General features: G+C 62.5%; 24 protein-coding genes. 13 read left to right on the top strand and 11 right to left on the bottom strand.

The window, feature by feature from the left end; genetic code table 11:
* Nucleotides 1-38: 38 nt before the first annotated feature.
* The gene (gene gbcB / locus CAG34_RS16590; RefSeq protein WP_015268654.1) at nt 39-1139 is read right to left on the bottom strand and encodes a glycine-betaine demethylase subunit GbcB; all 1101 of its coding nucleotides are present in this window, start codon (nt 1137-1139) and stop codon (nt 39-41) included.
* Nucleotides 1140-1434: 295 nt separating this feature from the next.
* On the opposite strand from gbcB, the gene gbcA reads away from it, so the two are divergent.
* On the top strand, nt 1435-2727 hold the full coding sequence (gbcA, locus tag CAG34_RS16580) for a glycine-betaine demethylase subunit GbcA (protein WP_013970512.1): 1293 nt from the start codon (nt 1435-1437) through the stop codon (nt 2725-2727).
* Nucleotides 2728-2800: 73 nt separating this feature from the next.
* On the opposite strand, the gene CAG34_RS16575 is transcribed toward gbcA, so the two are convergent.
* From CAG34_RS16575 to CAG34_RS16545, 7 genes are all read right to left on the bottom strand, one after another.
* Nucleotides 2801-3688 carry an RHS repeat-associated core domain-containing protein gene (locus CAG34_RS16575; protein ID WP_085591309.1) on the bottom strand — a complete coding sequence of 296 codons (888 nt, stop codon included), beginning with the start codon at nt 3686-3688 and terminating at the stop codon, nt 2801-2803.
* Between the two features lie 676 nt (nt 3689-4364).
* Nucleotides 4365-5135 (bottom strand): electron transfer flavoprotein subunit beta, encoded by a 771-nt coding sequence (locus CAG34_RS16570; protein ID WP_085591307.1) that lies wholly within the window; start codon nt 5133-5135, stop codon nt 4365-4367.
* A gap of 10 nt (nt 5136-5145) precedes the next feature.
* A complete protein-coding gene (locus CAG34_RS16565) occupies nt 5146-6378 on the bottom strand; it encodes an electron transfer flavoprotein subunit alpha/FixB family protein (protein WP_039613190.1) in 1233 nt (410 codons plus the stop codon).
* Entirely contained in the window at nt 6378-8330 is a 1953-nt protein-coding gene (gene dgcB / locus CAG34_RS16560; protein ID WP_013970509.1) for a dimethylglycine demethylation protein DgcB, read from the bottom strand. Before dgcB ends, CAG34_RS16565 begins: the two co-directional genes overlap by 1 nt.
* Nucleotides 8331-8507: 177 nt before the next feature.
* Nucleotides 8508-10568 carry a dimethylglycine demethylation protein DgcA gene (dgcA, locus tag CAG34_RS16555; RefSeq protein ID WP_025337383.1) on the bottom strand — a complete coding sequence of 687 codons (2061 nt, stop codon included), beginning with the start codon at nt 10566-10568 and terminating at the stop codon, nt 8508-8510.
* 15 nt (nt 10569-10583) lie between these two features.
* Entirely contained in the window at nt 10584-11114 is a 531-nt protein-coding gene (locus CAG34_RS16550; protein WP_013970507.1) for a DUF5943 domain-containing protein, read from the bottom strand.
* 77 nt (nt 11115-11191) lie between these two features.
* Nucleotides 11192-12169, bottom strand: coding sequence for a dipeptidase (locus CAG34_RS16545; protein WP_003257506.1), 978 nt, complete (start codon nt 12167-12169; stop codon nt 11192-11194).
* A 287-nt stretch (nt 12170-12456) separates the two neighbouring features.
* Between CAG34_RS16545 and CAG34_RS16540 the strand changes: the two genes are divergently transcribed.
* The 3 genes from CAG34_RS16540 (at nt 12457) to CAG34_RS16530 (ending at nt 14308) form a co-directional block, all read left to right on the top strand.
* On the top strand, nt 12457-12858 hold the full coding sequence (locus CAG34_RS16540) for a lysozyme inhibitor LprI family protein (RefSeq protein WP_003257504.1): 402 nt from the start codon (nt 12457-12459) through the stop codon (nt 12856-12858).
* 115 nt (nt 12859-12973) lie between these two features.
* Nucleotides 12974-13690: a hypothetical protein gene (locus CAG34_RS16535; protein WP_230397048.1), complete on the top strand. Its 717-nt coding sequence runs from the start codon at nt 12974-12976 to the stop codon at nt 13688-13690.
* Nucleotides 13691-13756: 66 nt separating this feature from the next.
* Nucleotides 13757-14308, top strand: coding sequence for a hypothetical protein (locus CAG34_RS16530; RefSeq protein WP_085591304.1), 552 nt, complete (start codon nt 13757-13759; stop codon nt 14306-14308).
* Here the strand turns inward: CAG34_RS16530 and CAG34_RS16525 are convergent.
* Nucleotides 14299-15261, bottom strand: a complete 963-nt coding sequence (locus CAG34_RS16525) for a GlxA family transcriptional regulator (RefSeq protein WP_084785115.1) — start codon at nt 15259-15261, stop codon at nt 14299-14301. The genes CAG34_RS16530 and CAG34_RS16525 overlap by 10 nt on opposite strands.
* Nucleotides 15262-15408: 147 nt before the next feature.
* Here CAG34_RS16525 and choX (CAG34_RS16520) point away from each other — a divergent pair, with 147 nt between their 5' ends.
* From choX (CAG34_RS16520) to CAG34_RS16500, 5 genes are all read left to right on the top strand, one after another.
* Complete coding sequence (choX, locus tag CAG34_RS16520) at nt 15409-16353, top strand: choline ABC transporter substrate-binding protein (protein ID WP_013970502.1); 945 nt, start codon at nt 15409-15411, stop codon at nt 16351-16353.
* Nucleotides 16354-16478: 125 nt separating this feature from the next.
* Nucleotides 16479-17363, top strand: a complete 885-nt coding sequence (locus tag CAG34_RS16515; protein ID WP_085591302.1) for a 3-keto-5-aminohexanoate cleavage protein — start codon at nt 16479-16481, stop codon at nt 17361-17363.
* 18 nt (nt 17364-17381) lie between these two features.
* Entirely contained in the window at nt 17382-18347 is a 966-nt protein-coding gene (locus CAG34_RS16510; RefSeq protein WP_085591300.1) for an L-carnitine dehydrogenase, read from the top strand.
* A gap of 10 nt (nt 18348-18357) precedes the next feature.
* The gene (locus CAG34_RS16505) at nt 18358-18834 is read left to right on the top strand and encodes a thioesterase family protein (RefSeq protein ID WP_085591298.1); all 477 of its coding nucleotides are present in this window, start codon (nt 18358-18360) and stop codon (nt 18832-18834) included.
* Between the two features lie 368 nt (nt 18835-19202).
* Nucleotides 19203-19460, top strand: coding sequence for a hypothetical protein (locus CAG34_RS16500; RefSeq protein WP_003257487.1), 258 nt, complete (start codon nt 19203-19205; stop codon nt 19458-19460).
* 121 nt (nt 19461-19581) lie between these two features.
* Here CAG34_RS16500 and CAG34_RS16495 read toward each other — a convergent pair whose 3' ends face one another.
* Together CAG34_RS16495 and CAG34_RS16490 are read right to left on the bottom strand one after the other, a co-directional pair.
* Nucleotides 19582-20688, bottom strand: coding sequence for a GlxA family transcriptional regulator (locus CAG34_RS16495; RefSeq protein WP_025337376.1), 1107 nt, complete (start codon nt 20686-20688; stop codon nt 19582-19584).
* Nucleotides 20689-21186: 498 nt separating this feature from the next.
* Nucleotides 21187-22563, bottom strand: coding sequence for an L-serine ammonia-lyase (locus CAG34_RS16490; RefSeq protein WP_025337375.1), 1377 nt, complete (start codon nt 22561-22563; stop codon nt 21187-21189).
* 453 nt (nt 22564-23016) lie between these two features.
* On the opposite strand from CAG34_RS16490, the gene choX (CAG34_RS16485) reads away from it, so the two are divergent.
* The 4 genes from choX (CAG34_RS16485) to CAG34_RS16470 all read left to right on the top strand — a co-directional run.
* Nucleotides 23017-23964 carry a choline ABC transporter substrate-binding protein gene (gene choX, locus CAG34_RS16485; RefSeq protein ID WP_085591296.1) on the top strand — a complete coding sequence of 316 codons (948 nt, stop codon included), beginning with the start codon at nt 23017-23019 and terminating at the stop codon, nt 23962-23964.
* Between the two features lie 81 nt (nt 23965-24045).
* Nucleotides 24046-24894 (top strand): choline ABC transporter permease subunit, encoded by an 849-nt coding sequence (gene choW, locus CAG34_RS16480; protein ID WP_169774667.1) that lies wholly within the window; start codon nt 24046-24048, stop codon nt 24892-24894.
* Nucleotides 24891-26069, top strand: a complete 1179-nt coding sequence (gene choV / locus CAG34_RS16475) for a choline ABC transporter ATP-binding protein (RefSeq protein WP_075044350.1) — start codon at nt 24891-24893, stop codon at nt 26067-26069. The genes choW and choV overlap by 4 nt, the downstream gene beginning before the upstream one ends.
* Nucleotides 26070-26170: 101 nt before the next feature.
* The coding region (locus tag CAG34_RS16470) for a transposase (RefSeq protein WP_218191908.1) at nt 26171-26444 on the top strand (274 nt) is incomplete at its 3' end.

The raw sequence follows: 26444 nt of genomic DNA, 5'->3' as shown, positions 1-26444 counted from the left end.
GGCGATGGGCTGCAAAGCAGCCCCCCTGCAATTTCAGATCAGTAATCGATCCGCACATCCCCTTTCGGCACGCTGCAGCACGACAGGATATAGCCCTCGGCTTCGTCCTCTTCGGTAATGCCGCCGTTGTGCTCCATCTCCACTTCGCCGCCCAGCTTGAGCACCTTGCAGGTGCCGCAAATGCCCATGCCGCAGGCTTTCGGGATCATCAGGCCAACCTTGGCCGCCGCCGCGTGCACGGTCTCGCCCGGGGCGATGCGGATGCTCTTCTCGCTGCCGATGAACTCCACCAGGTTGAGATCGGCCGCATCCAGTTCCGGCGCGTCGGCAGCCTGTTCGGCATGCTCCACCGCATCGGCCTTGGCCTCGGGCGGCGTCGCGCCGAACGATTCCTCGTGATAGTTCTTCATGTCGAAGCCGACCGCTTCGAGCATGCGCTTGACCGCAGTCATGTATGGCGTCGGGCCGCAGCAGAACACCACGCGGTCCATGTAGTCCGGCGCAATCAGCTCCATCAGGCGCTGGTTGAGGTAACCGCGATAACCCGCCCACGGCTCACCCAGGCCATGCTTTTCACAAATGATGTGCAGGCTGAAATTGGGGATGCGCGAGGCCATCTGCTCCAGCTCGCGGTGGTAGATGATGTCCTTCGGCGAACGGGCGCTGTGCACGAACACCATGTCGACATTGCCGTTGGTGTCGTAGAACCAGCGCGCCATCGACATGACCGGGGTGATCCCGACACCGCCCGAGAGGTAAAGCACCTTCTGCGCCGGGAAATCGATAGCGTTGAACAGCCCCACCGGACCGTGCACCGGCAGCTCGGCGCCTTCGTGCATGGTGTCGTGGAGGAAGTTGGACACCAGGCCGCCCGGTACACGCTTGACGGTGATCGAGAAGCTGTAGGGCACCGACGGTGAACTGGAGATGGTGTAGGAACGCATCACCGGCTTGCCTTCGATCTCCAGCTCCAGGGTGACGAACTGCCCCGGCTTGAAGAAGAACATGATCGGCTGATCGGCCATGAAGCAGAACGTGCGCACGTCCCAGGTCTCCTGGATGACCTTGACGCAGCGCACGATGTGGCGGCCGTTGGCCCAGGTCTGGGTAGTGACCGGATTGAGGAAGGTATCGGACATGTTCATCTCCAGCAGCCGACTATTGGCCTTTTTATGGCTTGGATAATGCGCAAGCTGAAGACGACGTACATTCCTGCCAGCGACATCGGCGTGCTTATCGCGACCAGCCCCGCGCTGCAAGGGCTGGCGCGTCGTAATTCAAATCGGCCATGTCGCCCATGGATACGGTTCATGACGCCTTCGGACGCACACTCCACGGCAAAACAACCAGCTGTTTCTTGATAAGCAGCCTTGCGGCACCACAACAACGATTAGCCACCTTTTGCCGGCCGCACACGGCCCCGAGGAATACACGATGGACGTCACCGCAACCCTGAGCCTGGGCGATCCACTGGAACCTGCACGCAAGGCTACCGCCGAGATGCTGCAGACCCGCGAGCGCACCTACTCGCTGCCCCAGCCTTTCTACACCGACGAGCGTCTGTTCCAGATCGACATGCAGGAGATCTTCCACAAGGAGTGGCTGATCGCCGGCATGACCTGCGAGATCCCGGCCAAGGGCAACTACATCACCCTGCAGATCGGCAAGAACCCGATCATTGTGGTGCGTGGCGCCGAAGGTAAGGTGCACGCCTTCCACAACGTCTGCCGCCACCGCGGTTCGCGCCTGTGCGTCAGCGACAAGGGCAAGGTGGCCAAGCTGGTCTGCCCGTACCACCAGTGGACCTACGAGCTGGACGGCCGCCTGCTGTTCGCCGGTACCGAAATGGGTGCCGACTTCGACATGAACCAGTATGGCCTGAAGCCTGTGAACGTGAAGGTCGCCGGCGGCTACATCTTCATCAGCCTGGCGGAAAACCCGCCTGCCATCGACGAGTTCCTGGCCACCCTGGACCACTACATGGAACCGTACGACATGGAAAACACCAAGGTGGCGGTACAGACCACCTTGATGGAAAAGGCCAACTGGAAGCTGGTGCTGGAAAACAACCGCGAGTGCTACCACTGCAACGGTTCGCACCCGGAGCTGCTGCAAACCCTGCTGGAATGGGACGACACCAACGACCCGCGCGCCAGCCAGGAATTCAAGGACCACGTGGCCGCCTCCGCTGCCGCCTGGGAAGCCGAGAAGATCCCGTACCTGCACAAGAGCCATGGCCTGCGTAACCGTATCGTGCGCATGCCACTGCTCAAGGGCACCGTGTCGATGACCATGGACGGCAAGCAGGCCTGCCAGAAGCTGATGGGTCGTATCCAGAACCCGGACCTGGGCTCGATGCGCATCCTGCACCTGCCGCACTCCTGGAACCACTGCATGGGCGACCACATGATCGTGTTCACCGTGTGGCCGATCAGCGCCCAGGAAACCATGGTCACTACCAAGTGGCTGGTGCACAAGGATGCCGTGGAGGGTGTGGACTACAACCCCGAGAACATGCGCAAGGTGTGGGACGCCACCAACGACCAGGACCGTCGCCTGGCCGAGGAAAACCAGCGTGGTATCAACTCCACCGCTTACCAGCCTGGGCCATACTCGAAAACCTACGAGTTTGGCGTGGTCAACTTCATTGACTGGTACAGCCAGCGCTTGCTGAACAACCTGGGGGCGGAGCCGGCGGCGTATCTGAAGGAAGTTCAGGCGCAGTAAACGATGATGCCGTGCCTCGTCCGGTATGACGAGGCACGACACACCTGCGTTTCAGTAAGGGGCGCTAATAGCATCAACTCCGTCTAACGACACGGACAGCTCCCAGAACTTCTCCTCCATCATCGCTATGTACCTTGGCCATCACCCTCCCCGGCACACGGTAGGCCCCGGCTATTCCGCTACCGAGCGCTTCCGCTGCCCATTGCCCCGCCTGCAAACTCCCCCTCCTGACGAAAGGTGGGAGCAAGACTTGCCCTATGGCCTCGGCCACCACGCTCCACCGGTTGATGCCATGTCGATCTGCGAGTTGCGTCCATGTTTGATACACCGAATAGCCGTTTAAATTGGTGCCTATGGCAACGCCAGAACTTCCCCCAGCTCCGGTCCAGACAAGCTGACTGACCAGTGGATCTGCCGGCGACACAGGTGCATTGAGGGTATTTCGGGCGAGATTGGCACCAGCCCCCATAGGGATAGAGGAATAAAACTGGAGCGAGTCTGCAAGCTGTGCGCGCACAAGTTCCTGGTCGGGTAACTCCCCGTTCATCCTCTGAATCCGCTGTCTAACCACAGCAAGCGACCTGCGGTTAACCGCGCCGAGTCCTGTTGAAACACTAGAGGCGGCCTGAGCCAGTGGAGGTATCCACTGCCAAACGCGGCCCGTTGAATCGTGCCTGTTAATCGGGTCTCCCTCACAATAGGCGTATCCATTGATGCCGCCCTTGGAGAATGGGCTAAGCGAATCCGGCGTGATGAACCGCATCAGGCCCGGGCTGTAGGAGCGATGGCCACTGCCCAACAGATAATTATGCGTCAACGGATCTTGGTATTGGCCACAAAAAGCCAGCCCTGAACCCAGGGAACCGCTAAGGAAGCCATAGGGTGAGTAAGCACGCGGACCCAAGGAAAGCACGCCCAGTACAGAGTGCTGCCGATCGATATTCAACAGGGATGCCGCCATGGTTGACTCACACTGATCGCGTGTGGACAGGGTAACGACGGACGCCAGGTTTGCGTACTGGCAAAAATATCAGGCAGACCACTGATCATTGTTTGATCAGACCGGCCAAGATGGCGTGGATATTGGGCTACAGCGGACTTCTTACACCTTGTCCACAGAAACACCAACAGAGTTTGTGAGCAACTGATGCAGTTTGTGCAATCGGATTGTGGATAAGCCACTCACGACCATGATTATCAAGGATCGAGCAGGATTATGGCGAGATTGATCACTTTCTGAACAAACCTGTCAAAGCCTTTAACTATGTGGCTTACAGGCGCTACCGAACAGATTATCCACAGACCGGCTAACAGCGATTGTGGGCAAAATCAGGAGGGTACTGCCGCGCGTTGCATGCGAAGGCAGGGATAAGACTGGTTGTTTTTTGACCATAATCTTGGAGGCCCCGTCATACAAGGGCTGCGGCCATGCGCCAACACTTTATCCACACCTTGGCGAACAGATTTGGTGGGCAAAAGCGCCCGATCGAGGCTGTGTATGGAATGTAGGAGCGGCCTTGTGTCGCGATGGGCCGCAGCGCGGCCCCAGTATCTCGACTACGAGTCAAGATTGCCGGGGGCTGCTGCGCAGCCCATCGCGACGCAAGGCCGCTCCTACACCGGGACCGCGTGAGGCTCTAGCGCAGCACGCCCTCTTCCACCAGCAGCTTGAGGATGGCCTCGGCGCCTTCCTGTGGAGAAACGTCCTTCAACACCTTGCCACCGCCGCCACTGGCCTTGGCCGTCGCCGCCTTCATCCGGTCGGCACCGCTCTTGGCCTTGATCACCTTAAGCCGCTTGGGCCGTGGGCGGGCGGGCTGCAGTTCGGCTTCGGCCAGCAGTTCGTCTTCGACGATAGCCACGTTGCGTGCCGCCAACACACCCCGACGCGCCGGCCCGAAAGCACTCTGGCGCGGCTTGGGCGCGGCGTTATCCACAGTCGCCAGCAACGGCAGGCGCACTTTCAGCCGACGCCGCTGACCGCGCGGCAGCGCCTGCAATACCTGGGCGGTGCCGTTGTCGATCGACTCCACTTCAGCCAACCCCACAATCAGTGGCCAGCCGAGCTTTTCGGCCAGCAGGAACGGCAACATGCCCGACCCTTCGCCGGTCTCGGCCTGGCTGCCGGTCAGCACCAGCTGTGCCCCGGCATCGCGCAGGTAATCCCCGAGCACGCCCAGCACGTCGGCACCAGCCGGCTGCTCCAGCACATCCAGATGGCCCAGACCCATTCCCAGGTAGGCGCGCAGCGCCTCTTCCCGTGGGTCGCCGGCATGCACCACCTGTAAGTTATCCCCAGCCAGCTGCAAACCCAGCTCCACGGCGCGTGCATCCTGCTCGGCGCGGCGAGCGCGGCCGGAGCTGGGGTGGGCACCGATGGAAACCAGGCTGATCACTTTCGTACTCATGCTCGTGCCCTTATGCCGCGTCGCGCTGGCCGCCGCTGCGGTAGTTGTCCACAGCCTCGATCAGTGCCTGGAGAATCGCCGAACTGTCGCCAATTACCGACAGGTCGGCCCGTTTGATCATGTCGCAGCCCGGGTCCATGTTGATCGCCACCACCTTGTCGCAGGCGCCGATGCCCTGCAGGTGCTGGATCGCGCCCGAGATACCCACAGCCACGTAGACCCGCGCGGTAACCCAGGTACCGGTGGCACCCACCTGGCGGTTGCGCGGCATGAAGCCGTCGTCCACCGCCACCCGCGAGGCGCCTTCGGTGGCGCCAAGGGCCGCGGTGGCCTTGTGATACAGGTCCCAGTCCTTGACCCCGTTGCCACCCGAGACAATGAACTCGGCTTCGGCCATGGCAATGGTGGCCGGGTCCACGGCCACCGAGCCGAGGTCTTCGATGCGCGACAGGCTGCGTGCCACGCTTGTGGACAACTCCACCGGCAGCGCTTCGTGACGGGTTTCGCTGACTGGCTCGGCGCACTCGGCCGCCGCCAGGATCAAGCGTGGTACGGCGCGCTGCAGGTCTTGCTGGCCGGCACCGGCACGGCCGATGCACTGGCCGTCCTTGACCTGCCATACCCGCGTTGCCGGGCGCTCACCCAGTGCCGCGCCCAGGCGCCGGCCCAGTTCGCCACCACCGGTGCGGCTGTCGGGCAGCAGCCAATGGCGCGGGGTGAACTGGTTATCCACAGCCCGAAGGCCTTGAACGAGTTGTTCCGGTGCATAACCTTCGAAAGCCTCGCCTTCGATGACCAGCAGGCGGTCGACCCCGGCTGTGGAAAAGTTGCTTTCCTTGTGCTCGCCAAACACCACTGCCAGCACTGCACCGTCGCTGCCGGCCAGGCTGTGGGCCAGGCCGAGCAGGTCGCGGTCGTGGCTGCTCAGGCGGCCACCGACCATGTCCGGCACCACGGCGATGTAGAACGCCGGCGCCGGCACCTGGTGCAGCGGCAGCTTGACTTCGGCCGCCGCCGTGCGTCGCCCGCCCACGGCGGTGCCCTGCTGGGCGCCGCTGCGGTCGATGCGCTTGATGCCGGCCGGGCCGATGAAGCCTGCGGCAATCGCGTGGGGGTTCTTGCGGATGAGGCCGTTGGGCCCCATCCAGCTGGTCTGCTGCGTCTGCATCGCTGCATGCAGCGGGTGCAGACGGTTACGGGCGATCCACTCGGCGCGTGGGTCGCGGCGGATAATGTCGCTCATCAGTGCACCTCCGCAGGTTCACGTTTGGCCGTTTGCGGCTTTGGGGCAGAGGGCGCGTCCTCTTCGATCAGCACGTCGGCCACCAGTTCGGCCAGGTCCTTGATCTGCGGCCGCGGTTCGACCACACCTTCGAGCATGGCGGTGCACTGTGGGCAACCCACAGCTACCAGCTCGGCCTCGGTCTCCCGGATGTCGTCCATGCGCATGTCCGGGATACGCTGCTTGCCAGGGATGTCGGTGATCGGCGCACCGCCACCACCGCCGCAGCAACGGGAACGGAAGCCCGAGCGCTGCATCTCGCGCACTTCGATACCCAGGGCCTTGAGCACGGCACGCGGAGCTTCGTACTCGCCGTTGTAACGGCCCAGGTAGCACGGGTCGTGGTAGGTGACGCTGCCGCCCTTGTGCTGGCCGAGGTTGAGCTTGTTGGCCGCGATCAGTTCGGCGATGTAGGTGCTGTGGTGCTGCACCTGATAGTCGCCGCCCAGGGCGCCGTACTCGTTCTTCAGCACATGGAAGCTGTGCGGGTCGCAGGTGACGATGCGCTGGAACTTGTACTTGGCCAGGGTCTGGATATTGCGTTTGGCCAGTTGCTGGAAGGTCGCTTCATCGCCCAGACGGCGCGCCACGTCGCCGCTGTCGCGCTCTTCCAGACCGAGCACGGCAAAGTCCACGCCCGACGCCTTGAGCACTTTGACGAACGAGCGCAGGGTGCGCTGGTTGCGCATGTCGAAGGCACCGTCACCGACCCAGAACAGCACCTCGGTGGTTTTCACCTCCGACAGCAGTTGCAGGTTGAGGTCGGCGGCCCAGTTCATGCGCCCGCCAGGGGCGAAGCCGCCCGGGTTGTCGGTAGCGATCAGGTTGTCCAGCACTTCGGCGCCCTTGTTCGGGGTAGCGCCTTTTTCCAGGGTGAGGTGACGGCGCATGTCGACGATGGCATCGACGTGCTCGATCATCATCGGGCATTCCTCGACGCAGGCACGGCAGGTGGTGCACGACCACAGCGTTTCGGCGTCGACCAGGCCATTGACGATCGGCTGGTGCGGGTGGCCGCCATGCTCACCGATCGGTTTGCCCGGGTATGGGCTGCCGGCGAACTGCGCATCGGTGCCACCGGCCAGGCCGATGACCATGTCCTGGATGAGCTTTTTCGGGTTCAGCGGCTGGCCGGCGGCAAAGGCCGGGCACATGGCTTCGCATTTACCGCACTGCACGCAGGCGTCGAAGCCCAGCAGCTGGTTCCAGGTGAAGTCCACCGGCTTTTCCACGCCCAGCGGCGCGTTCGGGTCTTCCAGGTCCAGCGGCTTGAGGCCGGTGGAACGGCCGCCGCCGAAGCGTTCGGCGCGACGGTGCCAGGCCAGGTGCAGGGCACCGGCGAAGGCGTGTTTCATCGGGCCGCCCCAGGTCATGCCGAAGAACAGCTCCGACACGCCCCACAGCACGCCCAGGCCGAGAATGCCCACCATCACCCAGCCACCGGTGTTGGCCGGCAGGATGCCGGCGACCGGCAAGGTGGCGATGAAGAAGCTCACGGCAAACGCCAGCAGGCTCTTCGGCAGGCGCATCCACGGGCCCTTGGACAGGCGCGAAGGCGGGTTGAGGCGGCGTTTGAAGACGAAGATGGCGCCGCTGAACATGATCACCGTGGCCACCAGCAACGCGTAGCCGAGGATCTTGCTCTGCAGGCCGAAGCCGTGCACCAGGATCGCCAGTACGGCCGACAGCACGAAGCCGCCAGCGGTAGCCACGTGGGTCTTGGACATGTACTTGTCGCGCTCGACGACATGGTGCAGGTCCACCAGGTAGCGGCGCGGCATGGCCAGCAGGCCGCCGATCAGGTTGACCTTGGACGGCCGGCCACGCCGCCACATGCGCACCCGGCGCAGGGCGCCGAGCACTGCCAGGCCAAGGGCAGCGAACAGCAGGATAGGTAGAAGGGTGTTCAACATGGGAGGCTCCCACAACAGCTGGATTCTTGCGCCACTCTGAAGGTGGGATTGGCCCCTTGTGGGAGCGGGTTTACCCGCGAATGCGTCAGATCAGACAACTCTGTTGCTTGTGCTGACGCTTTCGCGGGTGAACCCGCTCCCACAGGGACCGCGCCCGGTGGCGACGATTTTTCTCGATCAGAAGTCCTTGCACAGGCGCAAGGCGTCGTAGATCGCCGCATGCACGTTGCGCTGGGCCACGCAGTCGCCGATGCGGTACAGCAGGTAGCCTTCGCCCGGCTGGCTGAGGATCGGCTGTGGCTTGATGGCGAACAGTGCCTCCACGTCGATCTGGCCTTTGTTGCGCGAACCTTCCTTCAGTGCGTAGTACAGCTGCTCGTCAGGACGCACGCCGTTCTCCACCACCACCTGGTCGACCACGCGCTCTTCCTTGGCGCCGGTGTATTCGTTTTCCAGCACCGCCACCAGCTTGTCGCCTTCGCGGTAGACCTTTTCCAGCATCATGTCGCCGGTCATGATCACTTCTTTCGGGTACATGCTGCGGTAGTAGGTCGGGAAGGTAGTACCGCCCATGGCCACGCCCGGCTTGATGTCGTCGGTTACGATCTCGACCTGGCTGCCCTTGTCGGCGATGAAGTCAGCCACCGACATGCCGGTGAACTCGCAGATGGTGTCGTACACCAGCACGTTCTTGCCCGGCGCAACCTTGCCGTCGAGCACGTCCCAGCTGCTGACCACCAGCCCTTCGGCGGCGCCCCAGTGCTCGTTCTGCTCCAGGAAGGAATGCCCACCCACCGCCAGCACGATGATGTCCGGGCGCAGGTCCTGGATGGCAGCCACGTCGGCGGCGGTGCCCAGGCGCAGGTCTACCTTCAGGCGCGCCAGCTCCAGCTGGTACCAGCGGGTGATACCGGCAATCTGGTCGCGCTGCGGGGCCTTGGCGGCGATGGTGATCTGCCCGCCGATCTGCTCCTTCTTCTCGAACAGGGTCACGTCGTGGCCACGTTCGGCAGCCACGCGGGCCGCTTCCATGCCGGCCGGGCCGGCGCCAACCACCACCACCTTGCGCTTGGCACCGGTGGTCTTCTCGATGATGTGCGGCACGCCCATGTATTCACGGGAGGTCGCGGCGTTCTGGATGCACAGTACATCCAGGCCCTGGTACTGGCGGTCGATGCAGTAGTTGGCACCGACGCACTGCTTGATCTGGTCGATCTGGCCCATCTTGATCTTGGCGATCAGGTGCGGGTCAGCCATGTGCGCACGGGTCATGCCGACCATGTCCACGTAGCCGCCTTCGAGGATACGCGTGGCCTGGTTCGGGTCCTTGATGTTCTGCGCGTGCAGCACCGGAACCTTGACCACTTCCTTGATGCCGGCCGCCAGGTGCAGGAACGGCTCCGGCGGGTAGCTCATGTTCGGGATGACGTTGGCCAGGGTGTTGTGGGTGTCGCAACCCGAACCGACCACGCCGATGAAGTCGAGCATGCCAGTGGCGTCGTAGTAGGCAGCGATCTGCTTCATGTCCTCGTGGCTGAGGCCATCGGGGTGGAACTCGTCGCCACAGATACGCATGCCCACGCAGAAGTCGTCACCGACTTCGGCGCGCACGGCCTTCAGTACTTCCAGGCCGAACTTCATGCGGCCTTCGAAGGTACCGCCCCATTCGTCGGTACGCTTGTTGACCCGCGGGCTCCAGAACTGGTCGATCATGTGCTGGTGCACGGCCGACAGTTCCACGCCGTCCAGGCCACCTTCCTTGGCGCGGCGGGCAGCTTGCGCGTAGTTGCCGATCACGCGCCAGATCTCTTCCACCTCGATGGTCTTGCAGGTGGCGCGGTGCACGGGTTCACGGATACCCGACGGCGACATCAGGGTCGGCCAGTTGAAGCCGTCCCAGCGCGAGCGACGGCCCATGTGGGTAATCTGGATCATGATCTTGGCGCCATGCTTGTGCATGGCGTCAGCCAGGTTCTGGAAGTGCGGGATGATGCGGTCGGTCGACAGGTTGACCGACGCCCACCACTCCTGCGGGCTGTCGATGGCCACCACCGACGAGCCGCCGCAGATCGCCAGGCCGATACCGCCCTTGGCCTTCTCTTCGTAGTACTTCACGTAGCGGTCGGTCGTCATGCCGCCGTCAGTGGCGTAGACCTCGGCGTGCGCGGTGCTGAGCACACGGTTGCGGATGGTCAGTTTGCCGATCTGGATCGGCTGGAACATTGCTTCGAATGCCATGACGCTATCTCCGGCTTACAACGGCTTTGTAACGAACAGGCCATCTTCGTGGCCTTCTTCCGACCCGCCATAGACCTGTTCGGCCACGGTGCGGATCGAGCTGCCGCGGGCAGCGAGAATCTGGTCCATGGCGCCGGCGAACCAGCCGGTGAACATGTAGTCGACCTTGCGGCCGCACTTGCCATAGACGTACACGAACGCGGAGTGCTTGAGCTTGACGCTGCAGGTGCCCTTGTCGAGGTCGATGTCCTGGATTTCGAACAGGCCCCAGCCACGCTGGCTCAGGCGCTTCATGTAGTGCTCGAACACCGCCACGCCTTCCAGGCCATGGCACTCGGCTTCTTTTTCACACCAGTGCCAGGCGGACTTGTAGCCGGCCTTGTAGAGGATCTCGGCGTACTTGTCGGCGCCCAGGACTTCTTCGATGCCCATGTGGTTGTTGACGAAGAAATGGCGCGGCACATACAGCATCGGCAAGGCGTCGCTGGTCCAGACACCGGTCTCGCTGTCTACTTCGATTGGCAATTGCGGGGCGATCTTGGCCATGGAAACTCAACTCCATAAAATTTTTTATTGGGATGCCCCGGCGTTGCTGGCAGGGGCTTTCAGGCTTGGAGAGCGGCTTACTCGCCCCACACGTCCTTGAGGACGTTGACCCAGTTCTCACCCATGATCTTGCGCACCACGCGCTCGGAGTGGCCGCGCTTGAGCAAGGTTTCGGTGAGGTTGGGGAATTCGCCCACAGTGCGGATGCCCAGCGGGTTGATGATCTTGCCGAAGTTGGTCAGGCGACGGGCGTAGCCCTTGTCGTGGGTCAGGTACTCGAAGAAGTCCTGGCCGTGGCCCTGGGTGAAGTCGGTACCGATACCGATGGCGTCTTCACCGACGATGTTCATGGTGTACTCGATGGCTTCGGCGTAGTCGTCGATGGTGGAATCGATGCCCTTGGCCAGGAACGGCGCGAACATGGTCACGCCGACGAAACCGCCGTGGTCGGCGATGAACTTCAGCTCTTCGTCCGACTTGTTGCGCGGGTGCTCTTTCAGGCCCGAAGGCAGGCAGTGCGAGTAGCAGACCGGCTTTTTCGACTCGAGGATGACTTCTTCGGAGGTCTTGGAGCCGACGTGGGACAGGTCGCACATGATGCCGACGCGGTTCATTTCGGCAACGATCTCGCGGCCGAAGCCCGACAGGCCGCCGTCACGTTCGTAGCAGCCGGTACCGACCAGGTTCTGGGTGTTGTAGCACATCTGCACGATGCCCACGCCCAGCTGCTTGAACACGTCGACGTAGGCGATCTGGTCTTCGAAGGCGTGGGCGTTCTGGAAGCCGAAGAGGATGCCGGTCTTGCCCAGCTCCTTGGCCTTGCGGATGTCGGCGGTGGTGCGTACCGGCATCACCAGGTCGCTGTTATCGCGGATCAGCTTCTGGCTGGCGGCGATGTTGTCGACGGTAGCCTTGAAGCCTTCCCAGACCGACACCGTGCAGTTGGCCGCAGTCAGCCCGCCTTTGCGCATGTCCTCGAACAGCTCGCGGTTCCATTTGGCAATGATCAGGCCGTCGATGACGATGCTGTCGGCGTGAAGTTCGGCTGGGCTCATCAGGCTGTCCCCTTTTATTGAATGGGTTTGCGCCAAACCTTATTGCCGGCGCTTTGGGGCCAGCATATGCCTGTGCCCAAAGGCGCCCCGATGCAAAAACGACAGGGGGTTTGCCGAAAGCGTCAATGCGCGACATCGCGCCCTCTGGCGCGCCGTCTGGCGATGAGAGACAGTCTCGATAACGACATTTCCGGCCGTTTCATGAACATTTCTTCAGGGAGCTATCGTCTTGTCGGCGGCTGAGCGAGAATCCAGCCGATTCGTCAGCCTTGTTGAGGAGAAAACGGATGAAATCAATGGCATGGCTGGTATTGCTGGCTGTCGTATCGGGCGCCCAGGCCGGCGAGGAAGAAAGCACCCCGTGCGACAACGTCGAGACCGACCAGCAGACATTCGCTTGCGCGGCGTTCAACAAGCAGACGGCCGAGCGTGAACTTAAGTCGGCGTATGACGACCTGATACAGCGCATTCGCGACCAGTACGCCGACGAAGGCGACAAGGCAGACGCCTTGGCCGGGCGGATGGAGGCGGCCGAGAAACTGTGGACGCAACTGCGCGATGCCGACTGCAAGGTCGAAACCTATGCCGAGAAACCGGGCAGCAAGGCGTTCGAAGCAGCGTGGAACACCTGCGTGGCACAACGCAGTGATGACCGCTCGGAGTACCTGCAGTCCATCGGCCAGCAGTAAGGGAGTTCCTCGGCAGGAAAGGCTTTCGGCTTATCTGTCTTGACGATCCGAACCAAAGTGCGTCCCCGGCGCCTCACCCGAGGTGCCGATGATGAACTCGATCGGAAACCAAGACATGACCTCTACTATCAGCAAGACCGACATGAACAGCGCCATTGCCGCCCTGAAGAAAGAAGGCGAAGAACGCGCCGTCATGGTTGCCAACACCGTCTGCATCTTTGCCCCGGATGTACCTGCCAGCGTTGCCGAAGACGTGCTCGATGGCATGCGCTTGATGAACCTGTCGGCAAACAAGAAGTTCGACAAGGAAACCCAGCAGCGCGAGTGGTACAACTTCTACAACGACGGCCTGGGCAAGTTCGGCTGGACGCTGACCGGCGCCGCCCATGTCGAGGAGGCAATCGACAAGGACACCCACACGCTGGCCACCCTGGTGCCGCAGATCGTCACCGTCCAGATCGGCGCCAGCCATCGCCTGAGCCGCTGTGTAAAACGTTCCTTCGAAGTGATCGTGCAAACACCCAAGGCGCAGCAACTGCTCGAAGAAAGCAGCGTGAGCGTTTCGGGCAAATCCAGCACCATCCAGATTTCGGCCTGCGAGATGACACCGCAAGGCCTGCCGATCATGCACATGACCAGCGTTCAGCTGAGCTATGACAAGGCCGAGAAAGCCGCAGGGTCCGCTGGCCGCATCATCGACAAGTCGAATACCCGTGTATACCGGGCCTCGCAACAGGGCTCGTTCAGTGTTCGCCACTTCGACGCCATGCGCGAAGCCGTCAGGATGAAGTTGGCCAGCCAGGCGTTCGACATCCTGGCGCTGGAACTCTGACCTGCACCTGGCGCCGCCCAGCGGCGCCAGGCTCCCCTTCCTACGCCTGCAACGAGGACCACAAGCATGCCCACCAAACCCGCCAACCAACCCTGGGAAGACCTTCATGCCTGCCTGCGCCTGGCGCAACTAGAGGCCAACCAGGCTCACGATCGCCAACAGGATGGCCAGCGTTGGTTCAACCGTTTTCTGCTTGGCCTGGAAAACAGCGGTGTCGAACTGATCGAACGGACAACGAAAAGCATCAACTGCGTACCCACGGATGCTGTGTTTCAAGACGTCTTCAACGGCTGGATTCCAGCGCCCCAGCGTCGCAACCTCAAGCTCGAGCGGGTTGCCAAGGACATACTGGATGGTTTGAAACAACCAGACCTCGCCCTGCTGCGCAGCACTTCGGCCAGCTCGCACCTGCGCATCGAATTTGATCTGGATGACAGCGGCAGCCCGCTGGCGATCGTCTTCAACCTGTGCTGTTCGACCGACCCGGATGCCCCACGTACGCGCCTTGCCCTGCAACTGGACCACATGGGCGCGAAACTCGACGCCCGGGCTTTCGAAGCACGACGAGTACAGGTCGAAAACCGCCTCCAGGCGCTTTCCGACCTCGATCAGTTCTGATCCGGCAGCTGTGGCTTGAGCGCCTGACGTTCTTCACGCGGACAGCGCCCAAAGCGTCTTTTGTACCGGCGGGTGAAGTACGACGGCAGCTCGAAACCACATGCCACGCTGACCTGCGTGATACTCATCTGCGTCTGGCACAGCAGCTGACGCGCCTTGTCCAGACGCAGGTCAAGATAGAAGCCACTGGGCGTATCATTCAGGTACAAGCGAAACAAGCGCTCCAGTTGACGCCTGGTGATCATGGCACGGGCGGCCAGCTCCAATGTGCTCAACGGTGGCTCGGTGTGCTTTTCCATCTCGCCGATCACCTGCACCAGCTTGCGGTTGCTGATGCCATAGCGAGAGGCGATCTGCATCCGCTGATGATCCTGCCGCGGCCGAATACGGCCCAACACGAATTGCTCCGAAACCTGCACCGCCAGCTCGCTGCCATGGGATTGCGCAATCAGGTCGAGCATCAGGTCGATCGAGGCAGTACCGCCCGCACAGGTGATGCGCCGCCGGTCGATTTCGAACAGTTCCTGGGTGGCCTGCAGGCTCGGGTAATTCTCCTTGAACGCCTCCAGCGCCTCCCAGTGCACGGTGGCGCGGTGGCCGTCGAGCAGGCCGGCCTCGGCCAGCACCACCGCGCCGGTATCGATGCCACCCAGAACCACCCCCTCATGATCCAGGCGGCGTAGCGCCTGCTGCAGCGCCGGCCCATAACAGGCCAATGGCTCGAAACCGGCGACGATCAGCAGGATGCCGCCAGGTTCGCCCGCCGCCAGCGCTGCATCGGCGTTCACCGACATGCCATTGCTGGCCTGCACCGCCCCACCGTCCAGGCTCAATACCTGCCAGCGATACAACGGGCCCTTGAAGCGGTTGGCCACCCGCAGTGGTTCCAGGGCACTGATGAAACCCATGGCCGAGAACCCGGGCAACAACAGGAAGTGAATGATTTGCGGCATTGCATGCTCCACGGCAAAGGTGGTCGCCTCCGTGCAAATGTTGGTCGCCAGGGTGCGATTTTCCACCCTGACAGCAGCGTAGCTTCTTCATACGACCCAGAGAGGTCGAACCCCAATAACAATATGCACTGCCGATGGAGAGCCACCATGCACAGCTTGATCCGCCGCAGCCTGTTGACCCTTGCCCTGAGCAGCATCGCCACTTCCCCACTATTCGCCGCCGAGCCTGCGGCCTGCAAGAACGTCCGTCTGGGCGTGGTCAACTGGACCGACGTCATCGCCACCAGCGCCATGGCTCAGGTGCTGCTCGATGGCCTTGGCTACCAGACCAAACAGACCAGCGCCTCGCAGCAGATCATCTTCGCCGGCATCCGCGACAAACGCCTGGACATGTTCCTGGGTTACTGGAACCCGATCATGACCCAGACCATCACCCCGTTCGTCGACGCCAAGCAGGTCAAGGTGCTCGACAAACCCAGCCTGGAAGACGCCCGCGCCACCCTGGCGGTGCCCAAGTACCTGGCCGACAAGGGCCTGAAGACCTTCGCCGACATCCACAAGTTCGAAAAGGAACTGGGCGGGAAAATATACGGCATCGAACCGGGTTCCGGCGCCAACACCCAGATCAAGGCGATGATCGCCAAGAACCAGTTCGGCCTGGGCAAGTTCCAGCTGGTCGAGTCCAGCGAGGCCGGCATGCTCGCCGCCGTCGATCGCGCGGTGCGGCGCAACGAAGCCGTGGTGTTCTTTGGCTGGGCACCGCACCCGATGAACGTGAATATCGACATGGTCTACCTGGGCGACAGCCAGGACGCCCTGGGCCCTGACGAAGGCCGCGCGACAGTGTGGACGGTGACCGCGCCGGACTACGCCGAACGCTGCCCCAACGCCCATCGCCTGCTGGCCAACCTGAACTTCAGCGCCGAGGACGAGAGCCGCATGATGCAGCCGCTGCTCGACCACAAGGATGCGCTGGAATCGGCCCGCCAGTGGCTCAAGGACCACCCCGAGGACAAGGCCCGCTGGCTGGAGGGTGTGACCACCTTCGATGGCAAGCCGGCTGCCGACAACCTCAACCTCACTGCCAACTGACAGGCCCCTTTCGCAGCACAAGGCTGCTCCTACAGGTACAGCGCAAAGGTCAAGGTCTACGCAGACCCTGTGGGAGCGGGCGTGCCCGCGAAAAGGCCACAACGGTTACCACAAGGAACCAAGCCATGAACCACGACGTCATCATCACCTGCGCCCTCACCGGCGCCGGCGACACCGCCTCGAAAAGCCACCTTGTTCCAGTCACCCCCAAGCAGATCGCCGATTCTGCCGTAGAGGCCGCCAAAGCCGGCGCCACCGTGGTCCACTGCCACGTGCGCGACCCGCAAACCGGCCGCTTCAGCCGTGACGTGGCGCTGTATCGCGAAGTCATGGAACGCATCCGCGAAGCCGACGTGGACATCATCGTCAACCTTACCGCGGGCATGGGTGGCGATTTGGAAATCGGCCCGGGTGAAACACCATTGGAATTCGGCCCGGGCACCGACCTGATCGGCCCACTGGAGCGCCTGGCCCACGTCGAAGCGCTGCTGCCGGAAATCTGCACCCTCGACTGCGGCACCCTCAACTTCGGCGACGGTAACTCGATCTACGTCTCCACCCCGGCACAACTGCGCGCCGGCGCCAAGCGCATTACCGAGCTGGGGGTAAAAGCCGAGCTGGAAATCTTCGACACCGGCCACCTGTGGTTCGCCAAGCAGATGATGAAGGAAGGCCTGCTCGACGACCCACTGTTCCAGCTGTGCCTGGGCATCCCGTGGGGCGCGCCGGCCGATACCACCACCATGAAGGCGATGGTCGACAACCTGCCGGCCAACGTCACCTGGGCCGGGTTCGGCATTGGCCGCATGCAGATGCCGATGGCCGCACAGGCGGTGCTACTGGGCGGCAACGTGCGGGTGGGCCTGGAGGACAACCTGTACCTGGACCGTGGCGTGCTGGCCAGCAACGGCCAGTTGGTCGAGCGCGCGGTGGAGATCATTTCGCGCCTTGGCGCCCGTGTACTGACCCCGGCCGAAGGCCGGGAAAAGATGAACCTCAAACGCCGCTGACACTTTCAGGAGCCCAACATGACCTTCATCACCAAGATCAAGACCTTCGCCGCCCTGGGTAGTGGCGTGATCGGCAGCGGCTGGGTCGCGCGCGCCCTGGCCCACGGGCTGGACGTGGTCGCCTGGGACCCGGCGCCAGGCGCCGAGCAGGCGTTGCGCAAGCGCATCGCCAACGCCTGGCCGGCACTGGAAAAGCAAGGCCTGGCACCAGGCGCCTCACAAGACCGCCTGAAGTTCGTCGCCACCATCGAGGAATGCGTCCGCGATGCCGATTTCATCCAGGAAAGCGCCCCTGAACGCCTGGACCTGAAGCTCGACCTGCACGCAAAGATCAGCGCTGCCGCCAAACCCGACGCGATCATCGGTTCCAGCACCTCGGGCCTGCTGCCCAGCGAGTTCTACGAGTCGGCCACCCACCCCGAGCGCTGCGTGGTCGGCCACCCGTTCAACCCGGTGTACCTGCTGCCGCTGGTGGAAATCGTCGGTGGCAACCGCACCGCCCCCGAGGCCATCGAAGCTGCCAGGACCATCTACACCAACCTGGGCATGCGCCCGCTGCACGTACGCAAGGAAGTGCCCGGATTCATCGCCGACCGCCTGCTCGAAGCCCTGTGGCGCGAGGCCCTGCATCTGGTCAACGATGGCGTGGCCAGCACCGGCGAAATCGACGATGCCATCCGCTTCGGCGCCGGTCTGCGCTGGTCGTTCATGGGCACGTTCCTCACCTACACCCTGGCCGGTGGTGACGCAGGCATGCGTCACTTCATGGCTCAGTTCGGCCCGGCGCTGCAGCTGCCGTGGACTTACCTGCCGGCACCAGAGCTGACCGACAAGCTGATCGACGATGTGGTCGAAGGGACCTCCGAGCAACTGGGCGACCGCAGCATCGCCGCGCTGGAGCGCTATCGTGATGACACCCTGTTGGCAGTGCTGGAAGCGGTGAAGACCAGCAAGGCCAAGCACGGTATGGCTTTCGGCGACTGAGGAGACCGCGATGCCCGCACTGATCACCTACCGCACCCCAGTCCAGGAGGACTGGGTCGACTACAACGGGCACCTGCGCGATGCCTTCTACCTGCTGATCTTCAGCTACGCCACCGACGCGCTGATGGAGCGCATCGGCCTGGATGCCGACAGCCGCGGCCAGAGCGGTAACTCGCTGTTCACCCTGGAGGCGCACATCAACTACCTGCACGAAGTGAAGCTGGCCACCGAGGTATGGGTGCAGACGCAGATCATCGGCTTCGACCGCAAGCGCCTGCATGTCTACCACAGCCTGCACCGGGCAGGGTTCGACGAAGCGCTGGCGGCCAGTGAGCAGATGCTGCTGCATGTGGACCTGGGAGGGCCGAAGTCGGCGCCGTTCAGTGAGCGTAGTTTCGGGTTGCTGCAAGGGTTGGTGGATGAGCAGCAGGATGTGCCCCCGGCTGAGTTCGTCGGCCGGGTGATAGCCCTGCCTACGCCAAACTGAGCAGCAACACATAACCTGTGGGAGCGGGCGTGCCCGCGAATGCGATGGTGGATTCACCGCCGCATTCGCGGGCACGCCCGCTCCCACAGGTCATGTATTCAGGCAAAAAAATAACCCCGGAAAGCCGTGAGCATCCGGGGCCAAGAGCGAGCAACATCCACTGTGCACGAACGAGGGTGACCAAACCCTCCGTTGCGGTAGATGGCTTGAGTTTGCGCACTTCCCGGCAGGTGGATTTAGCCGGGAACGACCTGTTCTTAGCCAAAGCAGCCATGGCGCCATTCTGTTGTTGCGGGCATGTCGCCGGCGTCACAGAATCGGTCGTAAATCACAGCAGCACTCTCTTAGCGATAAAAGGGACAACAGCCATGATGCATGCGGATTTGATTGACCAGGACGATCTGGCAGGCCACCTGCGCGCGCGCGGGTTCGAGATTCCGGCCGGCGCTACTGCCGAGCAGGCGTGCGAAGCGGTGGTGCGTGGGCTGACCGAGCCCAATGCACGGGCGCTGAAGGGGATGGTGGAGCAGATGTATACCGGTAGTGCGACGATCCTGCCGGCGGTGCGCCAGGCCATCGACAAACAGCTGTTGCCGGCGTTGGCGCAGTTCAACAAGCGCGGCTGACAGAGTTTTCCTGCACCGGCCTCTTCGCGGGCTTGCCCGCTCCCACAGGGATTGCACAGATTTTCAAACACTGTGCAGCTCCTGTGGGAGCGGGCAAGCCCGCGAAGAGGCCGGCTCCGTTTCAGAGCCTTACACTGGCAAAGGTCGACTCGTTGCGCGCCTGGCTCAGGGCCGCCATCGGCCCGCTGTGCGGCGACAGGGTCATGGCCTGCGGGATCGGCATCATCGCCACCTGCTGCGCAGTGTTGGAGCCCACGCGCTCGTCACGCGGCGGAATGCCGAAATACTCGCGGTAGCATTTGGAGAAGTGCGGGGTAGAAACGAAGCCGCACACCGACGCCACTTCGATGATCGACATCGGCGTCTGCTTCAGCAGCTGCCGGGCGCGGATCAGGCGCAGCTTCAGGTAGTAACGCGACGGCGAACAGTGCAGGTACTTCTGGAACAGGCGTTCGAGCTGCCGGCGCGATACCGACACGTATACCGCCAGTTCATCCAAGTCGATCGGCTCTTCGAGGTTGGCCTCCATCAGCGCGACGATTTCCTGCAGCTTCGGTTGGTTGGTGCCAAGCATGTGCTTGAGCGGCACGCGCTGGTGATCCTGCTCGTTGCGGATGCGCTCGTAGACGAACATTTCGGAAATCGCAGCCGACAGTTCACGGCCATGGTCGCGGCTGATCAGGTGCAGCATCATGTCCAGCGGCGCAGTGCCGCCGGAGCTGGTGAAGCGGTTACGGTCGAGGGTAAACAGGCGGGTGCTCATGTTGACCCGCGGGTAGGCCTCCTGCATGGCCGCCAGGCATTCCCAGTGCACGCTGCAATCGAAACCATCCAGCAGCCCGGCACAGGCCAAGGCCCAGCTACCGGTACATACCGCGCCCAGACGGCGCGACTGACGGGCCTGGGTTTGCAACCAGGTGACATGCTCGCGGGTAACGCTGCGCTGGATGCCCACGCCGCCACAGACAATCACGGTATCGATGGGGGGCGCACTGTGCATGGCGGCGTCAGGGGTTATCTGCAAGCCATCGCTGGCCCACACCTGTCCACCATCGGCGGTGAGGGTGTGCCAGCGGTACAGCTCGCGGCCGGACAGCTGGTTGGCCATGCGCAGCGGCTCGACGGCCGATGCCAGGGAAATGAGGGTGAAATTGTCCAGTAGGAGAAACCCGATGGACTGGGGGGCTGTGCGGTTCTGGGTTGGGTTCCCGGAGGTGTACGACGTCATCGCGATTTCTCCTCACACAAATGCAGGGTGTGCCTCAGGCGAGCACTGATTTCTTGTTATGTATGGCCCCGGTTCATGTGCAGGGGCCTTGGTGCCAATCTCAACGCAAACGCCGTGCCTGAAATTGAACGGCTATCCAAAAAAACCTGAAAACGACGCCTTTGTCAGGCAAATCAGGTGCTTTGATCGAGTTGGCCAATCTTCGTGGAACTGGCGAGCTAGGCGCTGTGCGTGTAACGGCTGAGCAATTTGGTGACATGCGCAGTGTAGGATGCCCAGAAACGACACTCTTGAGTGTCACCGACAACGCCCACACTGATAACGACACCCGACGATCGGTATGCGTCGTACTGCACCATAAGGGGGCATTGGCTTCCGTACTGCACCTGTTTCAATCTCAAGGGCCCCTTCGCGGGCACGCCCGCTCCCACAGGGATTGCACAGTTCCTGTGGGAGCGGGCGTGCCCGCGAAGAGGCCCTTGAGGTCAGATCAAGCTATCAGCACTCGATCGCGCTGACTGCCAAACCACCGCGCGAGGTCTCTTTGTACTTGTCGTGCATGTCGGCCCCGGTATCGCGCATGGTGCGGATCACCTGGTCGAGGGAAATGAAGTGCTCGCCATCACCCCGCAGGGCCATCTGCACCGCGTTGATGGCCTTTACCGCGGCAATCGCGTTGCGCTCGATGCACGGCACCTGCACCAACCCGCCGACCGGGTCGCAGGTCAGGCCCAGGTTGTGCTCCAGGGCGATCTCGGCAGCGTTCTCCACCTGTGGCGGGGTCGCACCCAGCACTTCGGCAAGGCCCGCCGCGGCCATGGCGCAAGCCGAACCGACTTCACCCTGGCAACCCACTTCGGCACCCGAGATCGACGCGTTCTTCTTGCACAGGATGCCCACCGCGGCAGCACCGAGGAAGAAATCGACCACGCTGGACTCGTCCACCGCATCGCTGAAGCGCATGTAGTAGTGCAACACCGCCGGGATGATGCCCGCCGCACCGTTGGTCGGCGCGGTAACCATGCGCCCGCCAGCGGCGTTCTCTTCGTTGACCGCCAGGGCGAACAGGTTGACCCACTCCATGGCGCTCATGGTCGAGCCGATCACGTTGGGCTTGCCGATTTCCTGCAGGCTGCGGTGCAGCTTTGCGGCGCGGCGGCGCACGTTCAACCCGCCGGGCAGCGTGCCTTCGTACTTCAGGCCGTTGTTGACGCATTCCTGCATGGCTTCCCAGAGCTTGTGCAGGCCGGCGCGGATCTCTTCTTCGCTGCGCCAGACCTTCTCGTTGGCCATCATCAATTGCGACACGCTGAGGTCGTTTTGCTTGCACAGGCGCAGCAGTTCGGCGGCGCTGTTGAAGTCGTACGGCAGCACCGTCTGGTCAGCATCCAGCACGCCGCTGGCGGCCTGGGCGGCATCGACCACGAAGCCGCCACCCACCGAGTAGTAGGTGTCGCGGTGCAGCTCGCCCTGCTCGCCTTCGGCAATCAGGGTCATCGCGTTGGGGTGGTACGGCAGGTTCTCGTCCAGTAGCAGCATGTCGCGGGCCCAGACGAATTCGATGGGCAGGCGGCTGTCCAGCTGCAGGGTGTTGGTTTCGCGCAGGTCGGCGATACGCGGTGCGATCTGGGTCGGGTCGATGGCGTCAGGCCATTCACCCATCAGGCCCATGATGGTGGCATTGTCGGTGCCATGCCCCACACCCGTGGCTGATAGCGAGCCATACAGGCGCACTTCGATCCGCTTCACACGTTCCAGCTCGCCGCGTTCGCGCAGGCCCTGGACGAACAGGGCGCCAGCACGCATGGGGCCGACGGTGTGGGAGCTGGAGGGCCCGACACCGATCTTGAACAGGTCGAACACGCTGATGGCCATTGTCGAATCACCTCTTGCTGGGCTTGTCTCTGCGCGCCATGCGCAGGGCGGGGCAGCTGCTAGGCTGAAGCAGCGGGCCGCCTTGAATGCACGCATCATCGGGCTTTTACCAACCCCCTCGCCGTCTGCAACCGACGTACTTTTGTCCAGCAGCGCCGCGCTGTTTTTTACCGGGGAGCTGCCCTCGCCACGCCGCTTTCCAGCGGCCTGGTGACGTAAAAATGCGGCTGAGGGGGTGGAAAAATCCATAAGCGACATCGCCCATACTGGATACGACCCGTTCCGTACTGGTTACGACCCCACCAGTAGGCGATTGCCCAGCGCTGGAGGATTATCGAAAGCGACTCGTAAAGCACGGCCACGCATCCTGCCCTCTGCAGGCCTGGTCGACCGGACCCTGAGAAAGCCCGGCGACCCACGCGAACCCGAAGACAAAATCACAGGAGTCCATCCATGAAAGGTTCACCCTCGCTGTTGCTGGTTGCGTTGCTGTCCGCGCCTTTGCTGGCCCAGGCCGCCGAACCCGAGCAATGCCAGACGGTACGGTTCTCGGATGTCGGCTGGACCGACATCACGGTAACCACCGCGACCACCAGCGTTGTGCTCGAAGCACTGGGTTACAAGACCCACACCACCATGATCTCGGTACCGGTGACCTACAAGTCGCTGGCCACCGGCAAGGACCTGGACGTGTTTCTCGGCAACTGGATGCCGACCATGGAGAACGACATCAAGCAGTACCGCGACGCCGGTACTGTAGAAACAGTGCGCGCCAACCTGGAAAACGCCAAGTACACCCTGGCCGTGCCCCAGGCGCTGTATGACAAGGGTCTGAAGGATTTCAGCGACATTCCCAAGTTCAAGAAAGAACTCGACAGCAAGATCTACGGCATCGAGCCCGGCAACGATGGCAACCGCACCATCCAGAGCATGATCGACAAGAACGCCTTCGGCCTGAAGGACGCCGGCTTCAAGATCGTCCAGTCCAGCGAGGCCGGCATGCTGTCGCAGGTCGACCGCGCGCAGAAACGCGGCGATGCGCTGGTGTTCCTCGGCTGGGAACCGCACCCGATGAACACTCGCTTCAAGATGCAGTACCTGACCGGCGGGGACGAGTTCTTCGGCCCCGACTTCGGCAAGGCGACCGTATTGACCAACACCCGCAAGGGTTATGTGCAGGAATGCAGCAACGTTGGCCAGCTGTTGAAGAACCTGTCGTTCGAGCTCAAGGATGAAAGCACCATGATGGGCTATGTCCTGGACGACAAGATGAAACCCGAGGCGGCGGCCAAGAAGTGGCTCAAGGACAACCCTGGCAAACTGGATGCCTGGCTGGCCGGCGTAACCACCGTGGATGGCAAACCCGGCCTTGAGGCGGCCAAGGCCAAGCTGACGCAATAACGAAATACGCAATAGCGCTACCTCGGGGCAGGCCCGTGCCTGCCCCGGGTTGATTTCAATCTATGCAGGTGGAAGCTCGCTATCATGCTTATCGATCAGAAAATACCCCTGGGCCAGTACATCGCGTCGTTCGTCGAGTGGCTGACCCAGAACGGCGCGAATTACTTCGACGCCATCGCGCAAGGCCTGGAGTTCATGATCCATGGCGTCACCAGTGCCCTGACTTTCTTCAATCCGTTCGTGCTCATCGCTCTGTTCGCCGCCTTGGCGCATTTCATCCAGCGCAAGTGGGCGCTGACCGCATTCGTTGCCCTGTCGTTCCTGCTGATCCTCAACCTGGGTTACTGGCAGGAAACCATGGAAACCCTGGCGCAGGTCACCTTCGCCACAGTGGTTTGCGTGGCCATCGGCGTGCCACTGGGCATCGTCGCCGCGCACAAACCGATGTTCTATACCGCCATGCGCCCGGTACTCGACCTGATGCAGACGGTACCTACCTTCGTCTACCTGATCCCCACCCTGACCCTGTTCGGCCTGGGTGTCGTGCCGGGGCTGATCTCGACGGTGGTGTTCGCCATCGCCGCGCCGATCCGTCTCACCTACCTGGGCATCTGCGACGTCCCGCAGGAGCTGATGGACGCCGGCAAGGCCTTTGGCTGCTCGCGGCGCCAGCTGCTCACCCGTATCGAACTGCCGCACGCGATGCCAAGCATCGCCGCCGGCGTTACCCAGTGCATCATGCTGTCGCTGTCGATGGTGGTGATTGCCGCCCTGGTCGGCGCTGACGGCCTGGGCAAACCTGTGGTCAACGCACTGAACACCGCCGATATTTCCCTGGGCTTCGAAGCGGGCCTGGCGATCGTGCTGCTGGCGATCATGCTCGACCGTATCTGCAAGCAACCGGACCTGCCGGTAAGGGGTGAAGCATGAGCATCATTCGTTTCGAAGACGTCGACGTCATCTTCTCCAACAAGCCGCGCGAAGCGCTGGCCCTGCTCGACCAGGGCCAGACCCGCGAGCAGATCCTCAAGCAGACCGGCCTGGTGGTGGGTGTCGAAAAAGCCAACCTGGATATCCAGAAGGGCGAGATCTGCGTGCTGATGGGCCTGTCCGGTTCTGGCAAGTCGAGCTTGCTGCGCTGCATCAACGGCCTGAACACCGTCAGCCGCGGCAAGCTGTTCGTCGAGCACGAAGGCAAGCACATCGACATTGCCCACTGCACCCCCGCCGAGCTGAAGATGATGCGCACCAAGCGCATTGCGATGGTGTTCCAGAAATTCGCCCTGATGCCCTGGCTGACGGTGCGCGAGAACATCAGCTTTGGCCTGGAAATGCAGGGCCGTCCCGAGAAGGAACGGCGCAAGCTGGTCGACGAGAAGCTCGAGCTGGTGGGCCTGACCCAGTGGCGCAACAAGAAGCCGGACGAACTGTCTGGCGGCATGCAGCAGCGCGTGGGCCTGGCCCGGGCGCTGGCGATGGATGCCGACATCCTGCTGATGGACGAACCGTTCTCGGCACTGGACCCGCTGATCCGCCAGGGCCTGCAAGACGAGTTGCTTGGCCTGCAGGCCAAGCTGAGCAAGACCATCGTGTTCGTCAGCCATGACCTGGACGAAGCGCTGAAGCTGGGTAGCCGCATCGCCATCATGAAGGACGGGCGGATCATCCAGTACAGCAAGCCGGAAGAGATCGTGCTCAACCCGGCCGACGAGTATGTGCGTACCTTTGTCGCCCACACCAACCCGCTGAACGTGCTGTGCGGGCGCAGCCTGATGCGCAGCCTGGACAACTGCAAGCGGGTGAATGGTTCGGTGTGCCTGGACCCGGGTGGCGATTCGTGGCTGGACCTGGGCGAAGGCAACTCGATCAAGCGCGCACGCCAGGGGCAGAACGGGCTGGAGATGCAGAACTGGGCGCCGGGGCAGGATGTGGAGCTGCTGGGCCGCCGCCCAACGTTGGTCAATGCCGATATCGGCATGCGCGAGGCGCTGCAGATTCGTTATCAGACCGGCAACAAGCTGGTGTTGCAGGATAACGACAAGGTGGTGGGGATTCTTGGGGATACCGAGCTGTATCACGCATTGCTCGGCAAGAATCACGGTTGATGCCATTGGGGCCGCGTTGCGGCCCATCGCCGGCAAGCCAGCTCCCACAGTGGCAGCGCAGGCCCTGAGCCTTGTGCGGTCCCTGGACTGCCCCCAAGAAGTTGGACACCAATCCAACCCGTGGGGGATCTATGGGTAAATACACAGAGCAGTTCAAGCTCACGGCTATCACCGCTTACCTAGAGGGCAGCCGGGGCTTTCGCAAGGTGGCACAACACTTTGGCATCGATTTCAGCCTGCTTCGGCGCTGGGTTGCTGGCTACCAAGTCGATGCCAGCCTCAGCCCTCGCTCGCATGGTCGCCGCTACACCGAGGAATTCAAGCGGCGGGTGCTCAAGTACATGCTTGAGCATCGCCTGTCCCTGCGCCAAACAG

It is taken from the genome of Pseudomonas sp. B14(2017) (assembly GCF_002113255.1).
GTDB lineage: Bacteria > Pseudomonadota > Gammaproteobacteria > Pseudomonadales > Pseudomonadaceae > Aquipseudomonas > Aquipseudomonas putida_Z.
This window is presented reverse-complemented; position numbering and strand designations above follow the sequence as displayed.

Bases quoted from the DNA above. Each gene is read 5' to 3' on its own strand.
- gbcA (WP_013970512.1), top strand. From the start codon at position 1,435: ATGGACGTCACCGCAACCCTGAGCCTGGGCGATCCACTGGAACCTGCA.
- CAG34_RS16525 (WP_084785115.1), bottom strand. From the start codon at position 15,261: ATGCCGCAAATCATTCACTTCCTGTTGTTGCCCGGGTTCTCGGCCATG.
- CAG34_RS16495 (WP_025337376.1), bottom strand. From the start codon at position 20,688: ATGACGTCGTACACCTCCGGGAACCCAACCCAGAACCGCACAGCCCCC.
- CAG34_RS16500 (WP_003257487.1), top strand. From the start codon at position 19,203: ATGATGCATGCGGATTTGATTGACCAGGACGATCTGGCAGGCCACCTG.
- CAG34_RS16535 (WP_230397048.1), top strand. From the start codon at position 12,974: ATGACCTCTACTATCAGCAAGACCGACATGAACAGCGCCATTGCCGCC.
- CAG34_RS16570 (WP_085591307.1), bottom strand. From the start codon at position 5,135: ATGAGTACGAAAGTGATCAGCCTGGTTTCCATCGGTGCCCACCCCAGC.
- CAG34_RS16565 (WP_039613190.1), bottom strand. From the start codon at position 6,378: ATGAGCGACATTATCCGCCGCGACCCACGCGCCGAGTGGATCGCCCGT.
- choX (WP_085591296.1), top strand. From the start codon at position 23,017: ATGAAAGGTTCACCCTCGCTGTTGCTGGTTGCGTTGCTGTCCGCGCCT.
- CAG34_RS16550 (WP_013970507.1), bottom strand. From the start codon at position 11,114: ATGGCCAAGATCGCCCCGCAATTGCCAATCGAAGTAGACAGCGAGACC.
- choX (WP_013970502.1), top strand. From the start codon at position 15,409: ATGCACAGCTTGATCCGCCGCAGCCTGTTGACCCTTGCCCTGAGCAGC.
- dgcB (WP_013970509.1), bottom strand. From the start codon at position 8,330: ATGTTGAACACCCTTCTACCTATCCTGCTGTTCGCTGCCCTTGGCCTG.
- dgcA (WP_025337383.1), bottom strand. From the start codon at position 10,568: ATGGCATTCGAAGCAATGTTCCAGCCGATCCAGATCGGCAAACTGACC.
- CAG34_RS16505 (WP_085591298.1), top strand. From the start codon at position 18,358: ATGCCCGCACTGATCACCTACCGCACCCCAGTCCAGGAGGACTGGGTC.
- CAG34_RS16490 (WP_025337375.1), bottom strand. From the start codon at position 22,563: ATGGCCATCAGCGTGTTCGACCTGTTCAAGATCGGTGTCGGGCCCTCC.
- CAG34_RS16540 (WP_003257504.1), top strand. From the start codon at position 12,457: ATGAAATCAATGGCATGGCTGGTATTGCTGGCTGTCGTATCGGGCGCC.
- gbcB (WP_015268654.1), bottom strand. From the start codon at position 1,139: ATGTCCGATACCTTCCTCAATCCGGTCACTACCCAGACCTGGGCCAAC.
- CAG34_RS16530 (WP_085591304.1), top strand. From the start codon at position 13,757: ATGCCCACCAAACCCGCCAACCAACCCTGGGAAGACCTTCATGCCTGC.
- choV (WP_075044350.1), top strand. From the start codon at position 24,891: ATGAGCATCATTCGTTTCGAAGACGTCGACGTCATCTTCTCCAACAAG.
- CAG34_RS16515 (WP_085591302.1), top strand. From the start codon at position 16,479: ATGAACCACGACGTCATCATCACCTGCGCCCTCACCGGCGCCGGCGAC.
- CAG34_RS16510 (WP_085591300.1), top strand. From the start codon at position 17,382: ATGACCTTCATCACCAAGATCAAGACCTTCGCCGCCCTGGGTAGTGGC.
- CAG34_RS16575 (WP_085591309.1), bottom strand. From the start codon at position 3,688: ATGGCGGCATCCCTGTTGAATATCGATCGGCAGCACTCTGTACTGGGC.
- CAG34_RS16545 (WP_003257506.1), bottom strand. From the start codon at position 12,169: ATGAGCCCAGCCGAACTTCACGCCGACAGCATCGTCATCGACGGCCTG.